Genomic DNA, 22,322 nt, shown 5'->3' with positions numbered 1-22,322 from the left:
TACGCTGCGCGCTGGCATGACGACGACGGGCGACTTTCAAAAGAGGCTCGATCGGGCCCGCGAGGCGAGCGCGCGCCTCAAGGACGCGATCGGGCAGGTGATCGTGGGCCAGGGCGAGGTCGTGGAGCAGGCGCTCTGGGGCCTCGTGGCCGGCGGGCACGTGCTGCTCGAAGGCGCGCCCGGGCTCGGCAAGACGCTGCTCGTGCGCACGATCGCGAGCTGCCTCGACCTGAAATTCTCGCGCATCCAGTTCACGCCCGACCTCATGCCGAGCGACGTGACCGGGACGAACATCCTCGTGACGTCCGCCGACGGATCGAGGCACTTCGCCCTGCACAAGGGGCCGATCTTCGGCCAGGTCGTGCTCGCGGACGAGATCAACCGCGCGACGCCGAAGACGCAGAGCTCGCTGCTCGAGGCGATGCAGGAGCACGCGTGCACGATCGGCGGCGTCCGGAACGCGATGGAAGAGCCGTTCTTCGTGCTCGCCACGGAGAACCCGATCGAGATGGAAGGGACGTACCCGCTGCCGGAAGCGCAGCTCGATCGGTTTCTGCTCAAAGTGATGGTGCCGAGCCCGACCGAGGACGAGATGACCGAGATCCTCGCGCGCACGACGGGCCAACCGAAGGACGCGCCGCCGCGCGTGCTCGATCGCGACGAGGTGCTCGCGATTCGCTCGGCGTGCCGCGACGTCGCCGTGGCCGAGCCGATCATGCGGTTCGCGTCGCGCCTCGTCCGCGCGAGTGATCCCTCGACGCAAGGCGCGCCCGACCTCGTGCGGCGCGCGATCCGTTACGGCGCCGGCGTGCGCGGCGCGCAGTCGCTCGTGCTCGCGGCAAAGGCCGTGAGCGTGCTCGAAGGACGCGCGCACGTGTCGTTCGGCGATGTGCAGCGCGTCGCCAAGCCCGTCCTGCGCCACCGCCTGATCCGATCCTTCGAGGGCGAGGCCGACGGGATCACGACCGATCAGGTGGTCGACGCGCTCGTCGAGAGCGTGCCCGCCCGGCCGGAGAACGTGGAGCAGGCGATCCGTCGATGAGGCTCCGCGCGCTCTCTCTGGTCCCGATCCTCGCGCTCGCGCCGGTCGCGACGCACGCCGAGCCCGCGCCGACGATCGCCGCCACGTCCATCGCGGAGGTGCCCCCGCCGGGGCGTGCGAACGTGTCCTTCGAGGTCGCGCCGCTCCTCGGCTCGACCTCGCCGACGCCCGCGGGCTGGAGCGGGTTCCTCGTGCGGGTGCAGAACAACGAGGCGAAGCCGCTGCGGGGCGAGGTCGAGGTCCTCTCCCGGCTGCACTCGGACCAGATGCGCTTCCGCGCGACGGCGCCGTTCGTCGTCGGCGCGGGGACGAGCGTGGTCGTCCGGCTGCCGACGCACGGAGCCGTGTACGGCGAGACCACCGTCGTCGCGCGGGACGACGCGGGCGTGGTGCTCGGCAGCCACACGGCGGCCGTGACGAACATGCAGGAGGTCTTCCTGCTCGACGTGAGCGAGACGTCGCGGCTCAAGGGCGCGCTTCACGATGCCTCGATCTCGCCGCTCTTCTCGCCGTGGGGCGGCTACGGCGCGTACGGCACGGGGCCGCAGCTCAAGGTGGGCGCGCCGCGCTTCGATCCGGCGACGGGAGATCCGATCCTGCCCGATCGCGCCGCGCTCTACGCGCCCGCGTCCGCCGTGCTCCTGCGCTCGGACACGCTCGTGAAGATCGGCGCGGCCGAGCTCGAAGCGCTGAGCGGATACGTCCTCGCAGGCGGCACGCTCGCGGTTGCGCTCGCGCGCCCCGAGGACCTCCGGAGCCCCATCCTCGCCGCGTTCGCGGGCGGCGAGATCACGCAGACGTCGGTGCACTCCGAGACGCTCCGGGAGCTCGTCCTGCCTTCGGCGCCCTCGAACGCCACGAAGTCGATCCCCTTCGCCGAAGCGGCGAACGAGGAGGTCGCGAAGACGCTCGCCGGCTTCTCCGGCGGCAACCTGCACGGCAGTCGCTACGGGGCCTCGGCGACGTACGGGCTCGGCGAGTTTCACCTGCTCGCCTTCGATCCCACGCGCAAGCCCGCGGTCGACGACCCGTGGGCGCAGGCGCGTGTGCTCGATCTGACGCGCAGGGCCTTCGATCGGAAGAGCTCGATCGTCTATCGCCAGGGCGGCTCGCCCGGCACCGTGGACCTCGATCGCGTGCGGCAGGAGCTCGATCCGAACGAGAGCTCGCGCTGGGGGATCGCGGTCGCCGCGCTCCTGCTCATCGTCTACGCGGTGCTCGCGGGGCCGGTGAACTTCACGATGCACGGGAACAAGGGCAAACCCTTGCGCGCGCTCGTGTGGCTGCCGATCCTCTCGGCGATCGCGTTCTTCGCGGTCGTGCTCCTCGGCCTCGTCGCGAAGGGCCTCTCGGGTCGGTCGCGTCACCTCACGCTCGTCGAGGCGGGCGCGGGCATGACGAAGGGCACGGCGCGGCGGTGGCGCGGCTTCTTCACGCCGCGATCGAAGGATCTCACCGTTCGCACGAGCGACGGGTCGAGCGTGGTCACCACCGCGGTCGTGGCCGCGCCCGCGACGATCGACGATCACATGCTCGTGGATCGCGACGGCGCGCGCCTCGTCGATCTCGCGATCTTACCCTGGCAAACCGTGGTCGTCCGCGAGGACGGGTTCGCCGACGTCGGCGAGGGGATCTCGATCGTGCGCGAAGGCGAGAAGGACACGGCCGTGATGAACCGGAGCGGCCACGATCTGCGGGCCGCCGTGCTCGTCTTGCCGGGCCTCCAGCCGCGGTATTTCCCGATGATCAAGGACGGCGAGCGGGTGCTCGCGAGCGCGGGGGCGGACTGGAAGGCGACGGGCCGGGGGAGTGGCTGGCTCCGTTTGGTCAATGGCACGCGGCGCGCCGGATCGATGGATCTCCATCCGCTCGGTTCGACCTACCTTGGCCACTTGATCGAGTCCGACGCACCCGGGCTCGGCGACGCGTGGCTCGCCGTCGAGAACAGCTCGGGCGGGCTCGTGGACTGGTTCCCCGAGGACGTGCCGGTGCTCCTCGGTCAGCTCGACGGCGGTGAGGGCAAGACCTCGGACGCGGGCCTCAAGCTCGAACGGGATCGGCTGCTCGTGCGGATCGTCGGATACGGAGGTCGGCCGTGAGCGAGCCCGTCCCCACGCCCGAGACCTGGGAGCGATCGCCCGCGACGGCGGCCCCGCCGCCTGCGCTCGTCGTGCCCGCGCCGCCCACGATCCGCGTGCGCCACCTCTGGCATCGCTTCGCCAACCGCGACGTCCTGCGCGACGTGACCTTCGACGTCGGCGCCGGCGAGATCTTCGGTTTCATCGGCCCGAACGGCGCCGGAAAAACCACGACGATCCGCGTGATGGCCACGCTGCTCGAGCCGATGGCCGGGCGCGTGGAGATCGACGGGATCGACGTCACGCTCGATCCCGAGGCCGTGCGCAAGGTGATCGGCTACATGCCGGATCACGCGGGCGTCTACGATCGCATCACGGTGCGCGAGTACCTCGAGTTCTTCGCGGACTCGTTCCGCGTGCCCTCGATCAGCGTGGTCGACGCGGTCCTCGAGCTGACGGACCTCGGCAAGCTGCAGGATCGTCTCGTCGCCGAGATGTCGAAGGGCATGAAGCAAAGGCTTCAGCTCGCGCGCATCCTCCTGCACGACCCGAAGGTGCTCATCCTCGACGAGCCGGCGAGTGATCTCGATCCACGCGCCCGCATCGAGATCCGTGATCTCCTGCTGGAGCTGCGTGGCCTCGGCAAGACGATCTTCCTCTCGTCGCACATCCTCACGGAGCTCAGCGACGTCTGCACCTCGATCGGCATCCTCGAGCGCGGCCGCCTCGTCGTCGCCGGTCCGATCCACGAGATCTCGGCGCGCCTCGAGGCGATCCGCGCGGCCGAGGCGCACGGCCACGCGCCGCCGCCGCGGTACGTTCCGCCGGGCGTGCGCGCGCTCGTGCCCACGCCTGCCGCGCAAGGCGCGCCTGCTTCGCCCGAAATCGCGGGCGCGCCGCAGGCCGCACCCGCGGCAAGCGCCCCCGTGCCCGCGACGGATCCGAGCGCTCCTGCGGCCCCGCCGCAACCGCACGTGCCGGCGCCGGTCCCGCCCGCGCCGAGCGTTCGTCGGGTGAAACTGCGTGTCCTCGGCAATCCCGAGGCGGCCGCGTACTTTCTGCGCGGCGGGCCCGGGATCGTCGAGGTCAGCGTCCTCGGGGGCGTCGTGCACGTGGGCTACCAGGGCACGGAGACGAAGATCGCGGAGATGGTGACCCACCTCGTGCACCGCAACATCGGCATCGTGGGCGTGGAGCCGGAGAGAAACGAGCTCGAGCGCATCTTCCTCGAAGTCACGCGCGGAGACGTCCAATGAGCGCGCAGACCGGAACCGCAAGGGCAGCGGGCGCCTCGCGCCTGCGCCGCCTGCTCGACGATCCGAACCCGATCTGGATCCGCGAGCTCCGTCAGTCCGCGCGCCTCGTCCGCACGCCGATCATCCTCTGCGTGCTGTCGATCCTCGCCACGCTCGCGATCGCATCGATCGGCGGCCTCGTCTCGATCAACGAGAGCCCCGCGACCACGGGGTACGTCCTCTTCCAGGTCTTCTTCTCGCTCGCGTACTTCGTGGTCACGTTCGTCGGGCCCGCGGTCGCGGCGAACGCGATCGCCTCGGAGCGCGAGGGCCGCACCTGGGAAGCCGTGATCCTCACGGGCCTGCGCCCCGAGGTGATCGCGCGCGGAAAATTCCTCGCCGCGTACACGTCGATCAGCATGTACGTGGTGATGCTCGCGCCCGTCGGCGCGCTCCCGTTCCTGTTCGGCGGCGTCACCGCGACGGAGACGATCGTCGCGTTCGGCTTCTTGTTCCTCATCGCGGGCCTCGCGGTCGCCTTCGGGCTCGCGGTCAGCTCGAAGATGAACAGCCTGCGCGCCGCGCTCGTGGTCACGCTGATCTGCGCGGTGATCGTCTCGCTCAACGTCTACGGCTGGCTCGGCGTGGGGCTCTCGATCCCCGCGCATCGCGCCTGGTCGGGCGTGCCGGACGGTCCGCCGGTCTGGCTGCCGACGGCGTACGCGCGCGCGCCCTTCGATCTCACGTACGTCCTCTGCTTGATCCTCCTGCCGATCGTGGCGACCGCGCTGCCTGCGTGGTTCCTCTACGAGGTCACGATCGCGAACCTCACGAGCATCACGGACGATCGCTCGACGGGCCTCAAGCGCTGGTTCCTCGTGTCCGCGCCCGTCTTCGCGCTCTGCACGGCCGCGCCGGTCGCCGCGGTCGACAAGTACGACGAGACCGCGGCTGCCGTCGCGGGCATCTGCGTGCTGCTCGTCTTCCTGATGATCTCGGTCTACCTCTTCCTCGGCGACTCGCTCGGGCCCTCGCGGCGCGTGCGATTGCACTGGGATCGGCAGGGCGCGGGCCCGCTGCGGAGGCTGCTCGGGCCGGGCATCATCGGCACGTCGATGATGCAGCTCGGCGGGGCCGTGGTCGCGCTCCTGATGCCGACCGCGGCCGGGATCGTCGCGGTGATGAACGACCCGGGCCCCACGGTGAAGGTCCAGCAGATCCTCCTCGTCCTGCTCTACGCGGGGTCGTTTTACCTGTTCTCCGTGGGGTTCGGCGCGTTCTTGCGGGCGCGGTCGAGCACCGCGCTGCTCTCGCGCGTCTTGCTCCTCGCGGTGCATTTCCTCGTCGCCGTGGGGCCGTGGATCATCGCGGCGATCGCGGGCATCTTCGCGTCGTCCTCGGGACGCGGCGCGCTCATCGTGGCCGCGCCGTCGCCGATCTACGTCTTCGTCGCGCTCGGCGCGATCGAGACGAGCGGCGAGGAGATGCTCGTCGTGGCCTCGGTGATCGCGTCGGCGGTGTGGGGCCTGTTGGGGCTCTTGTTCCTCACGCTCGCGCGGAGCCGCGTGAAGGGCGTCATCGCCGCGCACGAGGCTGCGCTCGGCGAGAGTGATCGCATCCTCGCCGAGGAGGACGCCGCGGCGGTGCGCGGGATGGAGCAAGCGGCGGCCGCGGCGGCGCAACCGGCGGCCGTCGCGTCCCCGACCGAGCCCGTGCCCGAAGCCGCGGGCTGAGCGAGGGCGCGCCGGCCTGATCAGAGCTCACTGCACAGCGAATCTCCGGGCTGACACAGCGACCCCTTGCGGGGCGGCGGCTTTGTGGGGGCTGCCTTGGGCGTGATCCCGGGCGTGAACTCCGCGAGCTCGAGCAAGCTCACGAAGCGGGCCCTGTGCCCGCCGGGATCCGTGCCGAGGTTTTTCTTGGCCATCGCCATGATGTCCGCGAGCGTCAGGTTCCCCTTGTAGGGCGAATCGCGCAGGAGCAGGCCAAACCCCGCCACCGCAGCGGCGAAATAGAAATCCGTGCTCGCCTGCTGACGCCATTCGTCCCGGAGCGGCACCTCGATCTCCTGGGTTTGTCCCGACGCTTCGTTGTAACGAACGCGCAGCGTGAGGAGGTACGGCACGGGCGGGGCCTCCGAGCCCCCCGACTCGTCGGGCCTCGGTTCGAGCTCGTAGAGCGCCGTCACGGCCTGCCCGGCGTACAGATCGACCGGGCCTTTCCAGGCATCCAGGAACTCGCGCTCCGGTCCCGTCCGATCCTCGTTCCCGATCAGCCGGAACGACCGCACGTCCATCGCATTGAAATCGACCTCGACCCGCACGTCCCTCGCGATCGGCGCGCGCGTCCCCAGGGCCACGTCGACGAGCTCCCTACGCGCGGCGTCCGGACTCGTGATCTGCGCGAAGCTCCCCTTTCCCTCCTCGGCCAGGACCTTCAAGGTTTGTCCGGCCGGGCCGTCCATCGGACCGAAACCGAGCGTCGACAACGAAATGCCCGCCGCCGCCTTTTCTCGGATCAGCGCCGCGAGCCGGTCCTGCTCCGGAGCGACCGCGAAATGGTCGTCCATCGCCAGGAAGACCCGGTTCACGCCGCCTGCGACGAAATGGGCCTGCGCTTCCTTGAAGGCTCGCTCGATGGACTGGCCGGAAGGGGCCGCTTCGCTCGGCATGAACTTGTCGATGGCGTCGAGGAGCCGGGGTTTGTCGTCGCCCGGCGTCGGCGGCAGGTGAGGCTCGTCGGAGGCGCCTCCGTACGCGATGAGCGTCAGCCGATCCCGATCGTCGAGCCGCGAGACCAGCCTGCGTAGCGCGGCCTGGAGGAGCGGCAGTTTGTCCGGGTCCTTCGCAAATCCCTGCGATGTGTCGATCACGAACACCAGGTTTGCCTGGGGCCGGAGCGACGGGTCGAACGGCGCCGTTTTCAGCGCGAGGCGCACGAGCCAGTGCGAACGGTTCCATGGCGCGTCGCTGACCTCGGCTCGGGCGGCGAGCGGCGCGTCTCCGATCGGGGGCGGGTCTTCGTAGGGGAACGCATTGACGAGCTCGTCGACACGCACCACGCTCGATGGCGGCCTCCGCGCGGCCTCCTGGATGTACCGCTCGACGAGCGAATACGAGGCCGTGTCCACGTCGAGCGGGAAACTCGCGCGCGCGATGCTCGTCGTGTAAATGAACGGGTTCTCGTCGGCCCTCGGCTTCGAGCGCGCGGTGAGCCGGCGGGGCTTCGGGATTCTCGCCGCAATCTCGCCACCCTGACGCGCCCGGTCCTCCTGGAGCGTTTTCAGGATCTCTCGCCGCGTGGCCTCGTCGATCTCCGTGTCGTTCTTCGGGTGCGGCGCCGTCGTTCTTTCCTTCTCCTTCTGCGGAGCCGCGAACGTCGCGAAGTCTTTCATCGCTTGCTCCGCCGCGAGCCGTGTTTGACGACGCTGCTGCACCACGCCGATCGGAATCGCGACGAGCGCGACCGCGGCCGCCGCGAGCAACGTCGACCGCAGAAAACGCCTCCGGAGCGGCACCACCTTCGGTTGTTCCGTCGCGCGCGTGGCCTCTTCCAGCACCTTTCGTTGCTTTGCCGGAAGCTCCTTCGGCGCGCGCTCCGCCAGCCCTTCGCGCAGCATCTCCGCCGTCATGCGCAGGGCGTCGATTTCCGTGCGGATCTCCGGATCACCGTCGATCGCCGCCTCGATTTCGCGCGATTCGGCCTCGTCGAGTTCGCCGAGCACGTACGAGAGCAGGCGCGGATCGTCTTTCGAGAGCGTCATCGGCTCCTCCTCTCGGCTTCGCGGTCCTTCTTCTCCACCTGCTCGCGCAGCGCGCGCAGCGCCGTATGCAAGAGAAATCCCACGTTCGAGACGCTCGTCCCGAGCACCTCCGCGATCTCCTGGTAGCTCAGGTCGCCGCTGAATTTGAGCAGGACTGCCTCGCGTTGTCGCTCCGGCAGGGTATCGAGCGCGCCGAGCACGCGGCGCATCGCCTCCCGCCGCTCGAGGGCCTCCGAGGGCCCGGGTTGATTGTCCGCCATGACCTCGTCCACCTCCGCCACGGGCTCGACCTGTCGTTTGTCGCGCCGAACATCGAGGGCCCGGTTCCGGCAGACCGTGAAGAGCCAGGCCCGGAGGTGCGGCTCCACCGCCGCTCGGTCCTGGTTGCACAAGCGCAGGAACGTGTCCTGCACCACGTCGGCCGCCTGGGCGGATCCCACGATCGCCGAGGCGTAACGGAGCAAAGGGGCCTCGTAGCGCGAGAGCGCGAGAAGGACCCAGTGGCTCGTCGGTTCGCTCGGCATGGGCGCGATCGGGGAGTCGTTCTCTCGAAGAACGGGGGGGCGGGAGGTTTCTTAGAGAAAAAAGGAACGGGGTCGGCGCGGCGTCTCGGGCGGCTTCTCGCCGGGCGCGGATCGGGGTAAGGGCCCATCATGCCCGACTCCTCCCCGGCCCGCGACGAGACGGCCCGCAAGAAGCGCTCGGCGCTCGTTGCTTATGTGATCCTGGGCCTCCTCGTCGCGACGTTCGTCGTGCTCCGCGTGATGGTCAAGGTGTACAAGGTCCCGTCCGGGGCGATGTTACCCACGCTCGTGCCCGGCGACTACGCCTCCGCGCTGCGGGGCGGCGAGGTGCGTCGCGGCGAGGTGATCGTCTTCCCGTTCCCCGAGAACCCGGATCAGCTCTTCATGAAGCGGGTGATCGGGATGCCGGGGGACAGGATCGAATTCGTGGACGGGCGGCCCATCATCAACGGCTTTCGTGTCCCGCAGTGCCGCGTGGGCCGATACGATTGGGAGGGGCGGACGCACGAGCTTTTCATCGAATGGCTCGACGATCACGCCTACGGCGTTCTGCTCGACGGACCGCCCTTCGGGGAGACGTGCGAGAAGGACAGCGATTGTGACGCGATGCAATCGTGCCGGGGCGGGATGTGCGGGACCGTGCAGGGTCCCTGGGTCGTGCCCGCGGGCGAGGCGTTCGTCATCGGGGACAACCGAATGAACAGCCACGACTCGCGGAGCTGGAGAGGTGGCGTCGGACGCGGCATGCCGATCTCCACGGTCCTCGGGCACGTGTCGATGATCCTGCTCGGCGGTTTTTCCGGCCGCACGGCCGCGCACGTGGATGGGCCGCCCATTCTCCCGGCGGGCGCGGCGGCGCTCGGGCCCGCGATGGAAAAGTGCTTGAAGGAAAAACCCGCCGTGACGACGCCGCCCGCGCGTTAACGCGGACGTCGCCTTCGCGCCGCCGCGATCCCCGCGCCCACGGCGACCATGGCGAGCCCGAGCCACGGCGCGGCGCGGTCGCCCACGACGGCGCACGCGCATCCCTTCACCGCGATGTCGTCGTCCCCGCTATCGCCATTCCCAGCGCCCGCGCCGCTGCCGGCGCCTGCGCCGCTGCCCGAGCCCGCGCCGCTGCCCGAGCCCGCGCCCGAGCCGCCGACGCAGACTTTGAGGGGTGAACATTGGCCGCCGAGCGGGCAGGCGCTGGCCGCGTCGCAGGCGCCGAGCACGTTGATCTCGAGCGGCGGTGCGCCGTCGCCGATCCACCCGCCCGAGCAGCCGATCTCCTCGATACAGAGCTCGCTTTCGACGCACGTCGCGCCGTCCTTGCAATCGACGTTGGTCTCGCAGAACAGGGGCGCGCACTGCGGGGGTCCGTGGCAGAACTCGCCCACGCTGCCCTCGGGGCAGTCGGGCGGCGGATCCGAGAGGACGTCCGCGGACGCGGGGGCCGCAAAAAGCATCGCGGCGGCTGCAAAAAGGAAGAAGTGGGTGCGCATGAAGAAGCCTCCTCCGGCGATGTCGTTCGCCGGTCTGCGCGATACGCTACCGCCACGGCGGGCCGTGGAAAAGGGGGGATGGTGTCGAGGCTTCCCTGCCGGCGATGGGTTGGGCTAGGATCCCGTCATGGACGTCGCCACCCTGATCGCCCGGCAAGATCGCGGCGAGACGCTGGATTACCTGTTCTTCTGGGGCCATACGCCGGGCACGGACGGCGCGCTCGGTCCTTTTTGCTTGAGCCAATGGTACCCCGCGCCTTTCGAGGTCCGGGGGCAGCGGTATGTCGCAGCCGAGCATTTCATGATGGCCGAGAAGGCGCGGCTCTTCGGAGACGAGGCGACACGCGCGAAGATCCTCGCGACGGAGGATCCGGGCGAGGCGAAGGCGCTCGGGCGCGAGGTGCGTGATTTCGACGAGGCGCGGTGGCGCGAGCACCGGTTCGGGATCGTGGTGGAGGCGAGCTTCGCGAAGTTCGGCCAGAATCCGGCCCTCGGCGAATGGCTGCTTCGCACGGGATCGAAGATCCTCGTCGAGGCGAGCCCGCGGGACACGATCTGGGGGATCGGGCTCGGCGCGTCGAATCCGAGCGCGACGGACCCTCGGGCGTGGCGGGGGCTGAATTTGCTGGGGTTTGCGCTCATGGAGGCGCGTGAAGGGCTTGCCGGCGCGGCGCGTCCTCGATAGGCTCGGCCCCCGAGACGACGTACGCGGCCGATGAGTAGCGACAGCGAGATCGAGCTTCCAGTCAAGGCAGGCGACGTGATCGCCGGGAAATACCGCGTCGATCGGGTGCTCGGCGTGGGCGGCATGGGCGCCGTCGTGGCCGCCGAGCACACGGATCTCGAGCAGCGGGTGGCCATCAAGTTCATGCTCGAGGCCGCGGCCAAGAACGAGATCGGCAAGAAGCGCTTTTTGCGCGAGGCGCAGGCCGCGACGAAGCTCCGGAGCGAGCACGTCACGCGGATGCTCGACTTCGGCACGCTCGACGACGGCGTGCCGTACCTCGTGATGGAGCTGCTCGAAGGCAAGGATCTCGACGAGATGATCCGCGCCGCCGGCAAGCTGCCGATCGAGGAGGCGTGCGAGGTCGTGCTGCAGACGTGCGAGGCGCTCGCCGAGGCGCACGGGCGCGGCATCGTGCACCGCGACATCAAGCCGGCGAACCTGTTCGTGACCCGGCGCGCGGATGGAAGCCCCGCGGTGAAGGTGCTCGATTTCGGAATCGCGAAGCACCAGGATCTGGCGGCGCTCGACGGCACGGCGCTCACGCGCAGCAACGCGCTGCTCGGCTCGCCGATGTACATGTCGCTCGAGCAGTTCCGGGCGGCGCGGGAGGTCGACGCGCGCAGCGACATCTGGTCGCTCGGCGTGGTGCTGTACAAGGCGCTCACCGGCACGATGCCGTTCGTCGCCGATTCGCTTGGCGCGCTCATCATGGTGCTGATGACCGAGGATCCGGAGCCGCCGGGGAGCCGCCGCGAGGATCTGCCGGCGGAGCTCGGCGAGGTCGTGCTGCGTTGCCTGCAAAAAGATCCGGCCGATCGATTCCAGAGCGTGGCCGAGCTCGCGGAGGCGCTCGCCCCGTTCGTGCCCGAGCGGTCGAGGGCGCTGCTCGAGCGCATTCACGCGCACCTCGCGGGGCCGCGCGCGACGCAGAGCTTGCCGCCCGAGGCGCCGGTCGGGAAAACGGGCAATACATCGCCCGGACAAACGACGGGCTCGTCGCTCCGGAAGAAGGAACGTTCGTCCGGGGGAGCGACGGGCGGCGGGGCGCCGCCGAGCGGGGGAGGCGAGCGGCTGTCGACGCAGGCGATGGGGAAGACGGCCTCGACGTGGTCGCAGACCCAGATGGGCGCGCCGTCGCGATCGGGGAAATGGTTCGTCCTGACAGGCGCGGTCGCTCTGCTCTTGGGAATCGTGGGGACGCGGCTGCTCGGGGGGCGCGAGGAGAAAACGATGACCGCGGAGCCGCCGCGGCCGCCGGCGATCGAGACGACCGCGCCGGCCGTGACCATCGCGCCCGCGCCCAGCGTGACCATCGCACCCCCGAAGACCGCGGAGACGACCGCCGCGCCACCGAGCACGTCCGCGGCGCCTTCCGCGAGCGTGGCGGCGCCCAAAATCGCGGCGCCCGTGAAGACCGGCGCGACGAAGCCCGCGGCGACCGAAGCGCCGAGCGCGGCCCCCACGACCGGACTCGTCCCCGATTTCGGAGGCCGGAAGTGAAACGCGCCGCGGGGTTTTTCCTCGCCATGACGCTCTTCGGCGGGGCGCGCCTCGGGTTTGCCCAGCAGGGCGACGTGGCCGCGGCCGAGCACCTCTTCAAGGAGGCGCTCGCCCTCATGGAGAAGGGCGATTACGAACACGCGTGTCCGCGGCTCGCCGAGAGCCACAAGCTCGATTCGGGCATCGGCACGTTGCTTTATCTTGGCGATTGTCAAGAGAAACTCGGCAAGCTCGCGACCGCGTGGGCCACGTTCCGCGAGGCGGCCGACGCGGCGCGCCGGGCGGGGCAAGCGGAGCGGGAGAAGATCGGGCGGACGCGGGCCGACGCCCTCGAATCGAAGCTCTCGCGCCTCGTCATCGAGGTCCCCGATTCGGTTTCGCGCGAGGGGCTCGTGGTGCGCCGCGACGACCTCACGGTAGGGTCTGTCCTGTGGAACACCGGCGTTCCCATCGATCCGGGCACATACAAGATCGAGGCGACGGCGCCGGGGAAAGTGCCGTTTTCGAAGTCCGTGGTGATCGAGCCTGGATCCGCCACGACGACCGTGACCTTGTCGCCGCTCGAAGACGTGAAGGTCGAGCCGCCGCCGAAGCCCAAGCCCGAGCCCGTGAAATTGCCGCCGCCCCCGCCGCCGCCTCTGCCTCGGCCCAAGCCCAAAGGGATCGGGCCGCTCGGAATCGTGGGCATTGCGGCGGGCGGCGCGGGGCTGCTCACGATGGGCGCTTCGCTCGGCGTGGGGCTCATGGCGCGCGCGCGGTTCGACGAGGCGGCGTCCTTTTGCGACGCCACGTATTGTGATCGGGAAGGCGTCGCCATCCGGAAGGACGCCAAGGATCTCGCGGGCGTCGGGACGGCGATCTTCGTGCCCGGCGCGGTCCTCACGGCCGCGGGCACCGCGCTTTTCATCGTCTCGCTCGCGACGCGGGGGCCGTCGGACGCGGCGCCGAAGGCGAGCGCGACCTTGACGTTCGGACCCGGGGGGATCTTCGCGCGAGGGAGTTTTTGATGCGCGTGTGTCCTGCCAATCTGGTGTTCGTCCTCGGATGCGCGGGCGCGACGGGCTGCGCCTCGGTTTTCGGCATCGAGGAGGGCGTGCTCCGCCCGAGCATCGAGGTCTCCGGTTCGATCGGCCGAGATACGACGTGGTATGCGGATCAGGCCACGATCCTCACGGGATACGTGGTGGTCGAGTCGGGCGCGACGCTCACGATCGAGCCGGGCACGCGGATCCTCGCGCAGACGGAGGGCGGGATCCTCGTGAGGCCGGGCGCGCGGATCGTCGCGCGCGGCACGAAGGAAGCGCCGATCGTGTTCACGAGCGCGGCGACCGAGCGCGCCGAGGGGGATTGGCGCGGCCTCATCCTCTGCGGTCGCGCCCCGATCAATGGCGCGCCCAGCGGCCGTCAGCTCGATGTCCTTCCGCCGGGCATCAATGCCACGTGTGGCGGGACGGCCGAGGACGATAGCAGCGGCGAGCTCCAGTTCGTGCGGATCGAATTCGCAGGCCGGGACAACGGGCTTTCAGGCTCGCCGGGCGGGTTCCGCCTGGAGGGCGTCGGGAGCGGCACGGTCGTCGATCACGTGCAGGTGCACCGCACCGAAGACGACGCCGTCGATTTGCGGGGCGGGACCGTGTCGGTGAAGCACATCCTCGTCACGATGTACGAGGACGACGGCTTCGACTGGGCGCTCGGCTGGCGCGGCAAGGGTCAATTCATCGGCGTCGTGATGGGCGACATGCGGGGCGACACGGGCATCCAGGCCGGCCAGGGCACGAGCGATTCCGAGGTCGACGGCGCGGGATCGGCGCCTTCGGAACCTTTGCTTTACAACGTGACCCTGGTCGGGATGGGGGACCAATACGGTCCGAACGTCAAGCTGCGGGGCGGGACGCGCGGGCGGATGTTCGACATGCTCGTGGCGAACGCGGGGAACACGGGCCTGGCCATCGACGAGACGCCGACACACGAGAATGCGAACGCGGGGCTGCTCGACATTCGCCATTCGATCTTCGCGAACGACGACAACTTCGAGGACGGCGAGGCGGACTTCGCGGAGTCGGACTGGGCCACGGATCCGGTGCGGAACAACCGCGCGTTATCGGCGGAAGACAGTGGTTTGCCGCTGTTCACGAACGGCGCGATTTATCTGTCGCTCGTGAGCGGGGCGGAGGCGCTTTCGGGGGCGATCGCGCCGCCGGACGACGGGTTCTTCGATCCGGGCGCGCTCTTCGTGGGGGCCTGCGGCGAGTTGTGCCCGGATTTCGAGGGGTGGACGGCCTTTCCGGACCGGTGAGACGTGGTAGAGTGCGGGCATGTCGGATCCGCCTCGCGCGGCGAAACGTCCGAAGACCTGGGAAGATCTGGACGACTTGCCCGAGGGGTGCGTCGGGGAGATCGTCGGGGGGGAGATCGTCCTCCTGCCTCGCCCGAGCCCGCGGCATGACCTCCCCCCACACCCTGACCCTCACCGCCGCCGATACATCACGTCCGTTCGGAGCACGTATTTCGTCCCCTCGATCACCGGCGCTCCCCGGTGGTACATCGGGTGCGAGAACACGAGCGCCATTCCGCGTCGCGGCTCCACGCGGATCTCGTCGTCGGTCACGTACATGAAATCCGTCGTCCCGCCGACGCAGTCTTCATTCAGGTAAAAAATCAACGTCAAGAGGCTCTGCTCCTCCGGCGTGCGGATGAACGCGCCGTCCCGGTGCCAGTCGAATTGCTGGCCCGGCGTGTAGCGGTAATACCGGAATCGCTCGTTGAGCCCCACGGGGCGATACACGCCGAGCTCCGTCGGCACGTGCGCCGCGACCCGCGGCCAGAGCTCGGCCGCGAGGGCCGGGTCGTCCTGCATCACGCGCCGGTTGTTGCGGACGTCCTTCGCCATCACGAACTTGTTCGGCCCCACCGTGATCGGCGCGTCCGTGAAGCCGTGGGCCTCGGCGCGCCGGATGAGGTCGTCGCACTCGGCGGGGGCGAGGACGTTCGAGAGCGTGAAGAGCTCCTTGTCGGTCGCGAGCAGGCGTTTCTCGATGGCGTTCATGCCGGACACCATGCGGCCGCGCCGGGCGGCTGAACAGGGCAGAACCGGGCAGGAACCGGGCGGGGCCGGCGGTGGACAGGACGGCCCGCCGGAAGGATGATGCGCGGGGCGAATCGAATGGCGCAGCGGTTCAACCACGAGGCCTTGCTGCGGGCGCGCCTCGAGCTCGAGCTCACCCAGGAGGAGCTCGCTGCCTCGGTCGGCGTGGACGTGCGCACGTACCGCCGGTACGAATCCGGCGAGGTCAACGAGGGCGGCTTCTCGGTCCGGCAACCCGCCCGGCGAAAGCTGCTCGAAAAGCTCTCCGCCGAGCTCGGGATCGCCGCCGCCGACCTCGTGATCGACGCCGCGCCCGAGCCTCCCGCGCCCGCGCCTGTGCCGAAGCTCTTCCCGCCCGAGCACGTACACACGCTTCAGCGCGCGCCGCATTTCGTGGGGCGCGAGGAGATCCTCGACGCGTTGTGGGCGTGGGCCTCGGAGCCCGCGAAGGGCCCGGCGCCGGGCGTGGTCGCGCTCGTGGGCGTGGGCGGCGCGGGGAAGACGGCCATCGCCGAGCGGCTCGTGACGCGGATGGGCGACGCGCCGCGGCACGGCGGGCTCTTCGTATGGAGTTTTTACGATGACGAGCGCACGGAGGCGTTTCTGGCCCACGCCGTGCGGTATTTCGCGGGGGCGGAGGCGCAGGCGGGGGAGCGGCTGGAGAAGCTGCTCCTCGCGCTCGGGAGCGGGCCGCCGCATTTGCTCGTGCTCGATGGGCTGGAGACGGTGCAAGCCGCGGGCGGGGCCTCGCGCGCGCACGGCGAGCTCGAAGATCCGCTGCTCAGGCGCCTGCTCGTCGCCCTGGCCGCGCGCGGGCTCGGGGCGGCGCGGGCGCTCGTCACGTCGCGGTTCTTGCTGGGGGATCTCGCGCCCTGGGCAGACGCGGGCGTGCGCACCGTGAAGCTCGGGCCGCTCTCGTCGACGGAGGCCGCGCGGCTCCTCCGGTCGTGGGGCGCGGATTCGGACGGCGAGGCGCTCGCGCGGGTCGTTCGTGCCTCGGGCGGGCATGCGCTCTCGCTCGCGGTGGCGGGCTCGTATGCGGGCGCGTTCCTCGGCGGCGATTTGCGCCCGCTCGATCCGCTCGATCTCGCCGAGGCTGCGCGCGACGATCCGCTGGCGCGGCGCCTCGCCCGGGTCCTCTCGGCGTATGCGGCCGCGTTGCCCGACGCCGAGCGGGATCTCCTCGCGCGCCTCTCCGTGCTTTCGGCCGGCGCGGACGAGGACGCGCTCCTCGCGCTCGCCACCGCTTCCCCGCGTGTCGCGGGCGCGCTCGCGGGGGCCTCCGCCGAGGGCCTTCGCCGCGCGCTCGCCCGCCTCGAACGGCTCGGGCTCGTGTTCCGCGCCGGCGGTGAGCCGCCGCGCTGGTCGTCGCATCCGTTCGTCCGGGACCATTTTCGCGGGTTGCTCCCGGTCTCGCCCTCGGCCGTGCAGGCGGCGATGAGCCCGCCTTCCGAGGGCACCTTGATCTTCGCGCCCCGGCAAAAACCCCAGGACCGCGGCCGCCTCGACGCCGTCGAGGAGGTCTTCCGGACCCTCATCGCTGCGGGCCAACCGACCGAGGCATATCGGGTGTATTCGCAAACCCTGGGCGGCTTTTCGCACCTCGGGCTCGTGCTTGGCGAGATGAGCCGCGGCGCACGGATGTTGCGGATGTTTGGCGAGACAACTGAGCCGGGATCTCCTTCCGCCTCGCTTGCATTGAGCTATCGTCTCGCGATGCTCTACGAGCGCGGGCTGTACGCGGGCGCGCTCGGAGATCTCGCGTTCGCCAGGCGATCCTACGAGGAGCACAACACGCAGGTCGAAAGGGCGTCCGAGATATCGCACCTCGTTACAGGTTTGCGCACTTTGGCATACACGGAGCGGCTCGCCGGCGCGCTCACGGCGGCGCGGGCGCATGCGTCGCAGTCGCTCGCAATGGCGGAGTCGGCCGGCCTCGGCACGCACGTGGCGCGAGGAATCGCGCTTGGGGCGTCGATCGCGCACGACCTCGGGGATATCGACGCCGCGCGGGCGGGTTTTTCGCGGCTCGCGGCGATGGGGGACGCGCGTGTGGCGCGCCGCGGGCTCTGGGAGGCGGAGCACCTCTTTGCGCTCGGGCAACGGGAGGAGGCCGTGCAGATGACCGAGGCGAACGTCGCGGCCTGCGAGCGCCTTGGCTGGGCCGGGCACGCGGCGCAGGGGCACGTGCTGCTCGGGTTCGCCGTGGTGGACGAGGATCCGGCGGAGGCTTCGCGTCGGCTCTCGGCGGCGCGGGCGTGGGTCGCGGTCTCCGGGGAAGTGGAAATGGCGGCGCGCGTGCACGAGTTGACGGCGCGGATCGCGCTCGCGCGAGGGGCGCTGTTCGAGGCGGCGCGGGAGGCGCTCGCGGGAGAGCAACTCGCGGAGGCGTGCGGGCTCGGTTTGTTCCGGGCGCGGCTCCTCGCGCTCGGGCTCGAAATCGCGCTGGCGCGGGGCGACGAAAAGATGACGGTGTGGGCCAAGGACGCGCCCGGTCGACTGCTCGTCGAAGACGCCTGGGGGCGCGCGGACGTTTTGCATTGGGCTGGGCTCTGTCTTTCGCGTGTGGGCGTAGCGGAGATTGGCAAGCGGTATCTCGAAGAGGCGCTCGTTTTGCGGGAGCGGATCGGCCATCCCGGGTGCGAGGCGACACGCGAGGAGGTGTGTCGACGTTGATGTCGTTTTGTCTCGTACGGATACAAATCGTGGCGTATCGGGACGTGCCAGGATTCACAAGCATCCAGAAAGGCAACTATCCTTGTAAGGCCCCCGGATTGTCGACGAGTGCCCGTAACGAGCGGTGTACCCACGCCGATCCTTTTGGACACGACGACCGTGCTCTGGCGCGACGTCGGCCCCAAACCCACGAAACGTCCAGCGCCGCCACGATCCGAAAAAACACCGGGGCTCACCAGATCCTTTCTCCCTCGATGGAGGAAACCCATGAGACGTCTCGCCTTCGCGGCGCTTTTCACTTCGATCGTCGTGGCACCGGCCCTCGCTTCCGCGAACGCTTCCAGCGCCACACGCCCCTACATCTTGCAATATGCCTCGTCGCCGTCCCAGGTCTGCATGGATGCGGCCTACCTCTCGCAGGCATCCGCGCACGTGCAGACCGCGGTGAACGCCGGCACGATCGACGGGGCCGTGCTGCTCGTCGCGCGTCACGGCAAGGTCGTGCTGCACAAGGCGTACGGCAAACGTGACGGAAACTTCGCCGGCCCTGCCGCGCAAAACCCGTCGATGCCGAAGGACGGCATCTTCGATCTGCAGTCGATCACCAAGATCTTCACGGCGTTCGTCGCGATCGATCTGCACGACGACGGCAGCCTCGATCTTTCCGATCCCGTAGCGAATTACCTGCCGGAGTTCGCCACGCCCGAGAAATCGGGCGTGCTCGTGGCCGATCTCGTGCGGTTCACCTCGGGCCATTCGATCGACGCCGCCGCGTCGCTCCTCGGGGATGCCGCTCCCTGGAGCACGATGCTCGCCGAGAGCCTCACCTACACGCCGAGCACGGCGGTGCTCTACAGCGACATCGCGTATCGCCTGCTCGGTCGCGTCGCCGAGGCGGCCGGCGGCGCGCCGCTCGACGTGCTCGTGAAGAACCGGATCACGAGCCCGCTCGGGATGAAGGACACGGCGTGGCGGCCGCTCGTGAACATGCCGACGAAGTCGAGCCGCTTCGTCGGCACGGGCTACTCGACGCTGCGCGAGCCGAGCGGCGCGCCCCGGTACATGCGCGGCGAGGTGGCCGACGAGCAGGACTACTGGATCGAGGCGGACGGGCACGGCGTGACCGGCTGTGACGGCGCCTTCTCCACGGCGTGGGACCTCGCGCTCCTCGGGCAGATGTTCCTGAACCGCGGCGCGCGCGTCGTGGGCAATACGAGTTACGGCTACTGCTCGCCGTGGATGTGGACCTGCACCATCGACTTCCTCGCGTCGCCGACCCTCGTCGAGGGCACGATGTCGGTCCAGTCGACGGACGCCTCCGGCGCGCCGCTCGGGATCTACGGCGCGACGTCGAGCTGGCTCGAAGACCTGCTCTTCGCGAACAAGGGTCACGGCTGGGAGCTCGCGGACACCGTGCCGGGGGCGCACGTCGTGACGGGCCTCTACTCGTCCCCGTACGCCGTTTCGAAGATCGGCGCCGCGGGCACGTTCCTCACGGTGGACCCGGATCCTTCGCGCGACCTCGTGATCGTCCTCCTGACGAACCACGGCCTTCCGCCGCTCGCCGGGCCGGACGGCATTCAGGTCGACGCGAGCGGGAACCTGATCTGGCCGGGCTACGAGGGCATGCTGAACGGCATCGCGCCGGACGTGGTCAACGACCTCGTGCAGTTCTCGATCACGGGGCCGTGACAAACGCCCGAGGGGGCGAGCGCCGAGATTTCGGCGCCTCGCCCCCTCGTTTCGTCTCAGGGGTTCACTGCGGAACCGGGTAGCAGCACCCGGTGATGCAGGTCTTGCCGGCCGGGCAGGGGTCCTGGCCGGGCAGGCCGCACTTGTCCACGCCGGGCGGGCAGAATTGCTCGACGCAGCCGGGCGGGAGCTCCGGCTTGCCGATGCAGACCTCGCAGAGCTCGCACGTGTTGAGGCACGCGTCGACCTGCGTGCAGGGCTTGCACTTCGACGGGTCGTTCAGCGTGTTCATGTTGCAGCTCCCCGTGCCGGCCGGGCTCTCCGAGCCGAGCCAGACCTTGTAATTCAGGCCGGGCAGGGCGCAGCAGCCGAAGCAGTCGCAGCCGTTCGGCGTGAGCGGGCCGCAGTAATCGAGGCAGGTCTGCGATTGCTCGTCGAACGCCGTCTCGCACGTCCCGTTGTACCCCGCGATGTTCGCGTTCGGGTTGTACGCGCACTGGCTGCCCTCGGGCGGGTAGTTCGGCGCGACCTCGAGTGGATCGCACTTGTGGCTCCAGTAGCAATCGTCGTTGCCCGCGCCGGTGTCCTGATCGAAATAACAATCGGACTTGCAGGGCGAGTTGTTCTGGCCGGGGATGCCGCCGTAGAAGCTGTTCTCGGTGTTGTCGCAGGGGCCGAGGCACTGGTCGTCGGCCGAGTCGGTCTTGCAGTCGCCGTCGTTGTCGATGCAGTCGCCGCAGGCGTAGGTCTTGCCCTGGCAGGTCGCGACCTGGCAGAAGTTGCCGCAGCCGCCCTGCGCGGGATTGCACGTCTCGCCGCAGCCGCAGAGGTTGTTGTTCGGCACGCCCTTGCAGGCGTCGAGGATCGGGTCGCAGACGTCGTCCGTGCAGTCGACGCCGTCGTTGCAGACGGCCGCCGTGCCCGGCTTGCAGCCCGAAGCCGAGCAGGTCTCGGCGCCATTGCAGAAGACGCCGTCGTCGCACATGTAGTCCTGCAGGTAATGCGCGCAGGTGCCCGAGGGCTCGTTGCACTCGTCGTACGTGCACGCGACGCCGTCGTTGCAGCTGACGGGCGGACCGTTCATGCAGCCGAAGAGCGGGTTGCAGGTCTCGGCGCCGTCGCAGGCGAGGCCGTTGTTGCAGTAGCTGTCGTTCGGCGTGTTCGAGCACGCGCCCGTCTGCGGGTCGCAGGTGTCGACGGTGCAGGAAACGCCGTCGTTGCAGGTGACCGGCGCGCCCGCCTTGCAGACGACGTCGCAGAACTCGATGCCGTTGCAGTCGTTGTCGTCGTCGCATTCGGCGTTCGTCGTGCAGGGTTTTGCCGTGGTGCAGCCGCCGACGAGCGGGACGCAGAGCTCTCCCGCGGGACATTGGCTGTTATCGGCCGAGGAGCTGCAGGTGCCCGACGGCTCCTGGCAGGCCTCGTTCGTGCAGGCGATGCCGTCGGACGGGCAAACCACGGCTGAGCCCGCCTTGCAGCCGGTCGCGGCGGCGCCGCCGGCCGGGTCGCAGACCTCGATGCCGTTGCAAGCGAGGCCGTCGGTGCAGGCCGCGTCGTTCGGGGAAAACACGCACGTCTTCAGCGCGTTCGAGCAGCTATCGGCCGTGCAGGAGAGGTTGTCGTTGCAGACGACCGGGGCGCCGGCCTGGCAGCCGAGGCCGACCTCGCACGTCTCGGCGCCGTTGCAGAAGTCGTTGTCGTCGCAGGTCGCGTCGTTCGGCGCGTGCGCGCAGGTGTCGTCGGCCTCGTTACAGCCATCGGCGGTGCAGGCGAAGCCGTCGTTGCAGTCGACCGGCGTGCCGGCCTTGCAGCCGGCGACCTTGTCGCAGGTCTCGGCGCCGTTGCAGAACGCGCCGTCCGAGCATTTGCCGTCGTTCTCGACGTGCTTGCAGCCGTCCGAGGCCTGATCGCAGAAGTCGTCGGTGCAGGCGACGCCGTCGTCGCAGTCGAGCGGCGTCCCTGCTTTGCACCCGAGCGCGCCGCACGTCTCGACGCCGTCGCAGGCGATGTCGTTGTCGCAGAGCGCGTCGTTCGGCGTGTGCGTGCAGCCGTCGAGCTGCTCGTTGCAGGCGTCGACGGTGCACGGGATGCCGTCGTCGCAGGCCGGTCCGGAGCTCGGCGTGCACCCGGTGCCGGGCGCGCCGTTTTCGGGATCGCAGATCTCGACGCCGTCGCAGTACTGCCCGTTGTCGCACATCGTGTTGGTCGGCACGCGGACGCATGCGCCGGACACGCACGCGTCCGCGGTACACCCGATGGCGTCGTCGCAGTCGGCGTTCGTCACGCACGCGGGCTCGCCGCCCGAGCCGCCGCTGCCGGCCATCATGCCGCCGGAGCCGGGCATCATGCCGCCGCTGCCGGCCATGCCACCCATGCCGCCGCTGCCGGCCATCACGCCGCCCGCGCCGCCGATGCCGCCGGAACCGCCGATGCCACCCGCGCCGCCGATGCCGCCTGCGCCGCCGCTGCCGGCCATCACGCCGCCGGCGCCGCCGTTGCCGGCCATCACGCCGCCT

16 protein-coding genes are annotated in these 22,322 nt (G+C 69.9%); 11 read left to right on the top strand and 5 right to left on the bottom strand.

Going from position 1 to position 22,322, the window contains the following annotated elements; all coding sequences use genetic code 11:
* Positions 1–16 precede the first annotated feature (16 nt).
* From QHF83_RS46105 to QHF83_RS46090, 4 genes are read left to right on the top strand one after another with little or no spacing between them, the layout of a single operon-like run.
* The gene (locus QHF83_RS46105; protein WP_282424507.1) at positions 17–1,042 is read left to right on the top strand and encodes an AAA family ATPase; all 1,026 of its coding nucleotides are present in this window, start codon (positions 17–19) and stop codon (positions 1,040–1,042) included.
* Entirely contained in the window at positions 1,039–3,141 is a 2,103-nt protein-coding gene (locus tag QHF83_RS46100; RefSeq protein WP_282424506.1) for a hypothetical protein, read from the top strand. Before QHF83_RS46105 ends, QHF83_RS46100 begins: the two co-directional genes overlap by 4 nt.
* Positions 3,138–4,376 carry an ABC transporter ATP-binding protein gene (locus QHF83_RS46095; RefSeq protein ID WP_282424505.1) on the top strand — a complete coding sequence of 413 codons (1,239 nt, stop codon included), beginning with the start codon at positions 3,138–3,140 and terminating at the stop codon, positions 4,374–4,376. The genes QHF83_RS46100 and QHF83_RS46095 overlap by 4 nt, the downstream gene beginning before the upstream one ends.
* The gene (locus tag QHF83_RS46090) at positions 4,373–6,088 is read left to right on the top strand and encodes an ABC transporter permease (RefSeq protein WP_282424504.1); all 1,716 of its coding nucleotides are present in this window, start codon (positions 4,373–4,375) and stop codon (positions 6,086–6,088) included. Before QHF83_RS46095 ends, QHF83_RS46090 begins: the two co-directional genes overlap by 4 nt.
* A 20-nt stretch (positions 6,089–6,108) precedes the next feature.
* On the opposite strand, the gene QHF83_RS46085 is transcribed toward QHF83_RS46090, so the two are convergent.
* Both QHF83_RS46085 and QHF83_RS46080 read right to left on the bottom strand, forming a co-directional pair.
* Complete coding sequence (locus QHF83_RS46085; protein ID WP_282424503.1) at positions 6,109–8,118, bottom strand: von Willebrand factor type A domain-containing protein; 2,010 nt, start codon at positions 8,116–8,118, stop codon at positions 6,109–6,111.
* Positions 8,115–8,642, bottom strand: coding sequence for a sigma-70 family RNA polymerase sigma factor (locus QHF83_RS46080; protein WP_282424502.1), 528 nt, complete (start codon positions 8,640–8,642; stop codon positions 8,115–8,117). The genes QHF83_RS46085 and QHF83_RS46080 overlap by 4 nt, the downstream gene beginning before the upstream one ends.
* 129 nt (positions 8,643–8,771) lie before the next feature.
* On the opposite strand from QHF83_RS46080, the gene lepB reads away from it, so the two are divergent.
* On the top strand, positions 8,772–9,566 hold the full coding sequence (gene lepB / locus QHF83_RS46075) for a signal peptidase I (RefSeq protein WP_282424501.1): 795 nt from the start codon (positions 8,772–8,774) through the stop codon (positions 9,564–9,566).
* On the opposite strand, the gene QHF83_RS46070 is transcribed toward lepB, so the two are convergent.
* Positions 9,563–10,126: a hypothetical protein gene (locus tag QHF83_RS46070; RefSeq protein ID WP_282424500.1), complete on the bottom strand. Its 564-nt coding sequence runs from the start codon at positions 10,124–10,126 to the stop codon at positions 9,563–9,565. The two genes, lepB and QHF83_RS46070, sit on opposite strands and share 4 nt — an antisense overlap.
* Before the next feature lie 127 nt (positions 10,127–10,253).
* Between QHF83_RS46070 and QHF83_RS46065 the strand changes: the two genes are divergently transcribed.
* The 4 genes from QHF83_RS46065 to QHF83_RS46050 are packed head-to-tail and all read left to right on the top strand — an operon-like array spanning position 10,254 to position 14,649.
* Positions 10,254–10,811: an NADAR family protein gene (locus QHF83_RS46065; RefSeq protein WP_282424499.1), complete on the top strand. Its 558-nt coding sequence runs from the start codon at positions 10,254–10,256 to the stop codon at positions 10,809–10,811.
* Between the two features lie 30 nt (positions 10,812–10,841).
* Positions 10,842–12,353 (top strand): serine/threonine-protein kinase, encoded by a 1,512-nt coding sequence (locus QHF83_RS46060; protein WP_282424498.1) that lies wholly within the window; start codon positions 10,842–10,844, stop codon positions 12,351–12,353.
* Complete coding sequence (locus QHF83_RS46055) at positions 12,350–13,360, top strand: hypothetical protein (protein WP_282424497.1); 1,011 nt, start codon at positions 12,350–12,352, stop codon at positions 13,358–13,360. Before QHF83_RS46060 ends, QHF83_RS46055 begins: the two co-directional genes overlap by 4 nt.
* On the top strand, positions 13,360–14,649 hold the full coding sequence (locus QHF83_RS46050) for a hypothetical protein (RefSeq protein ID WP_282424496.1): 1,290 nt from the start codon (positions 13,360–13,362) through the stop codon (positions 14,647–14,649). The genes QHF83_RS46055 and QHF83_RS46050 overlap by 1 nt, the downstream gene beginning before the upstream one ends.
* A 171-nt stretch (positions 14,650–14,820) precedes the next feature.
* Here the strand turns inward: QHF83_RS46050 and QHF83_RS46045 are convergent, their stop codons facing one another.
* Complete coding sequence (locus tag QHF83_RS46045) at positions 14,821–15,399, bottom strand: 2OG-Fe(II) oxygenase (protein WP_282424495.1); 579 nt, start codon at positions 15,397–15,399, stop codon at positions 14,821–14,823.
* 117 nt (positions 15,400–15,516) lie between these two features.
* Here QHF83_RS46045 and QHF83_RS46040 point away from each other — a divergent pair, with 117 nt between their 5' ends.
* Together QHF83_RS46040 and QHF83_RS46035 are read left to right on the top strand one after the other, a co-directional pair.
* Positions 15,517–18,114: an AAA family ATPase gene (locus QHF83_RS46040; RefSeq protein WP_282424494.1), complete on the top strand. Its 2,598-nt coding sequence runs from the start codon at positions 15,517–15,519 to the stop codon at positions 18,112–18,114.
* Positions 18,115–18,381: 267 nt separating this feature from the next.
* Positions 18,382–19,806, top strand: coding sequence for a serine hydrolase domain-containing protein (locus tag QHF83_RS46035; protein WP_282424493.1), 1,425 nt, complete (start codon positions 18,382–18,384; stop codon positions 19,804–19,806).
* 64 nt (positions 19,807–19,870) lie between these two features.
* Here QHF83_RS46035 and QHF83_RS46030 read toward each other — a convergent pair.
* A partial coding sequence (locus QHF83_RS46030; RefSeq protein ID WP_348980526.1) for a hypothetical protein occupies positions 19,871–22,322 on the bottom strand: 2,452 nt, incomplete at its 5' end.

Origin of the sequence: Polyangium sp. 15x6, assembly GCF_029960785.1 — a bacterium.
GTDB lineage: Bacteria > Myxococcota_A > Polyangia > Polyangiales > Polyangiaceae > Polyangium.
The sequence above is the reverse complement of the archived record's forward strand: the minus strand, read 5'-3'. Positions and strand labels throughout refer to the sequence as shown.

Excerpts from the sequence above, each read along its gene's own strand:
- QHF83_RS46065 (WP_282424499.1), top strand. The coding sequence starts at position 10,254 with ATGGACGTCGCCACCCTGATCGCCCGGCAAGATCGCGGCGAGACGCTG.
- QHF83_RS46050 (WP_282424496.1), top strand. The coding sequence starts at position 13,360 with ATGCGCGTGTGTCCTGCCAATCTGGTGTTCGTCCTCGGATGCGCGGGC.
- QHF83_RS46070 (WP_282424500.1), bottom strand. The coding sequence starts at position 10,126 with ATGCGCACCCACTTCTTCCTTTTTGCAGCCGCCGCGATGCTTTTTGCG.
- QHF83_RS46035 (WP_282424493.1), top strand. The coding sequence starts at position 18,382 with ATGAGACGTCTCGCCTTCGCGGCGCTTTTCACTTCGATCGTCGTGGCA.
- QHF83_RS46085 (WP_282424503.1), bottom strand. The coding sequence starts at position 8,118 with ATGACGCTCTCGAAAGACGATCCGCGCCTGCTCTCGTACGTGCTCGGC.
- QHF83_RS46105 (WP_282424507.1), top strand. The coding sequence starts at position 17 with ATGACGACGACGGGCGACTTTCAAAAGAGGCTCGATCGGGCCCGCGAG.
- QHF83_RS46060 (WP_282424498.1), top strand. The coding sequence starts at position 10,842 with ATGAGTAGCGACAGCGAGATCGAGCTTCCAGTCAAGGCAGGCGACGTG.
- QHF83_RS46080 (WP_282424502.1), bottom strand. The coding sequence starts at position 8,642 with ATGCCGAGCGAACCGACGAGCCACTGGGTCCTTCTCGCGCTCTCGCGC.
- lepB (WP_282424501.1), top strand. The coding sequence starts at position 8,772 with ATGCCCGACTCCTCCCCGGCCCGCGACGAGACGGCCCGCAAGAAGCGC.
- QHF83_RS46045 (WP_282424495.1), bottom strand. The coding sequence starts at position 15,399 with ATGAACGCCATCGAGAAACGCCTGCTCGCGACCGACAAGGAGCTCTTC.
- QHF83_RS46100 (WP_282424506.1), top strand. The coding sequence starts at position 1,039 with ATGAGGCTCCGCGCGCTCTCTCTGGTCCCGATCCTCGCGCTCGCGCCG.
- QHF83_RS46040 (WP_282424494.1), top strand. The coding sequence starts at position 15,517 with ATGGCGCAGCGGTTCAACCACGAGGCCTTGCTGCGGGCGCGCCTCGAG.
- QHF83_RS46090 (WP_282424504.1), top strand. The coding sequence starts at position 4,373 with ATGAGCGCGCAGACCGGAACCGCAAGGGCAGCGGGCGCCTCGCGCCTG.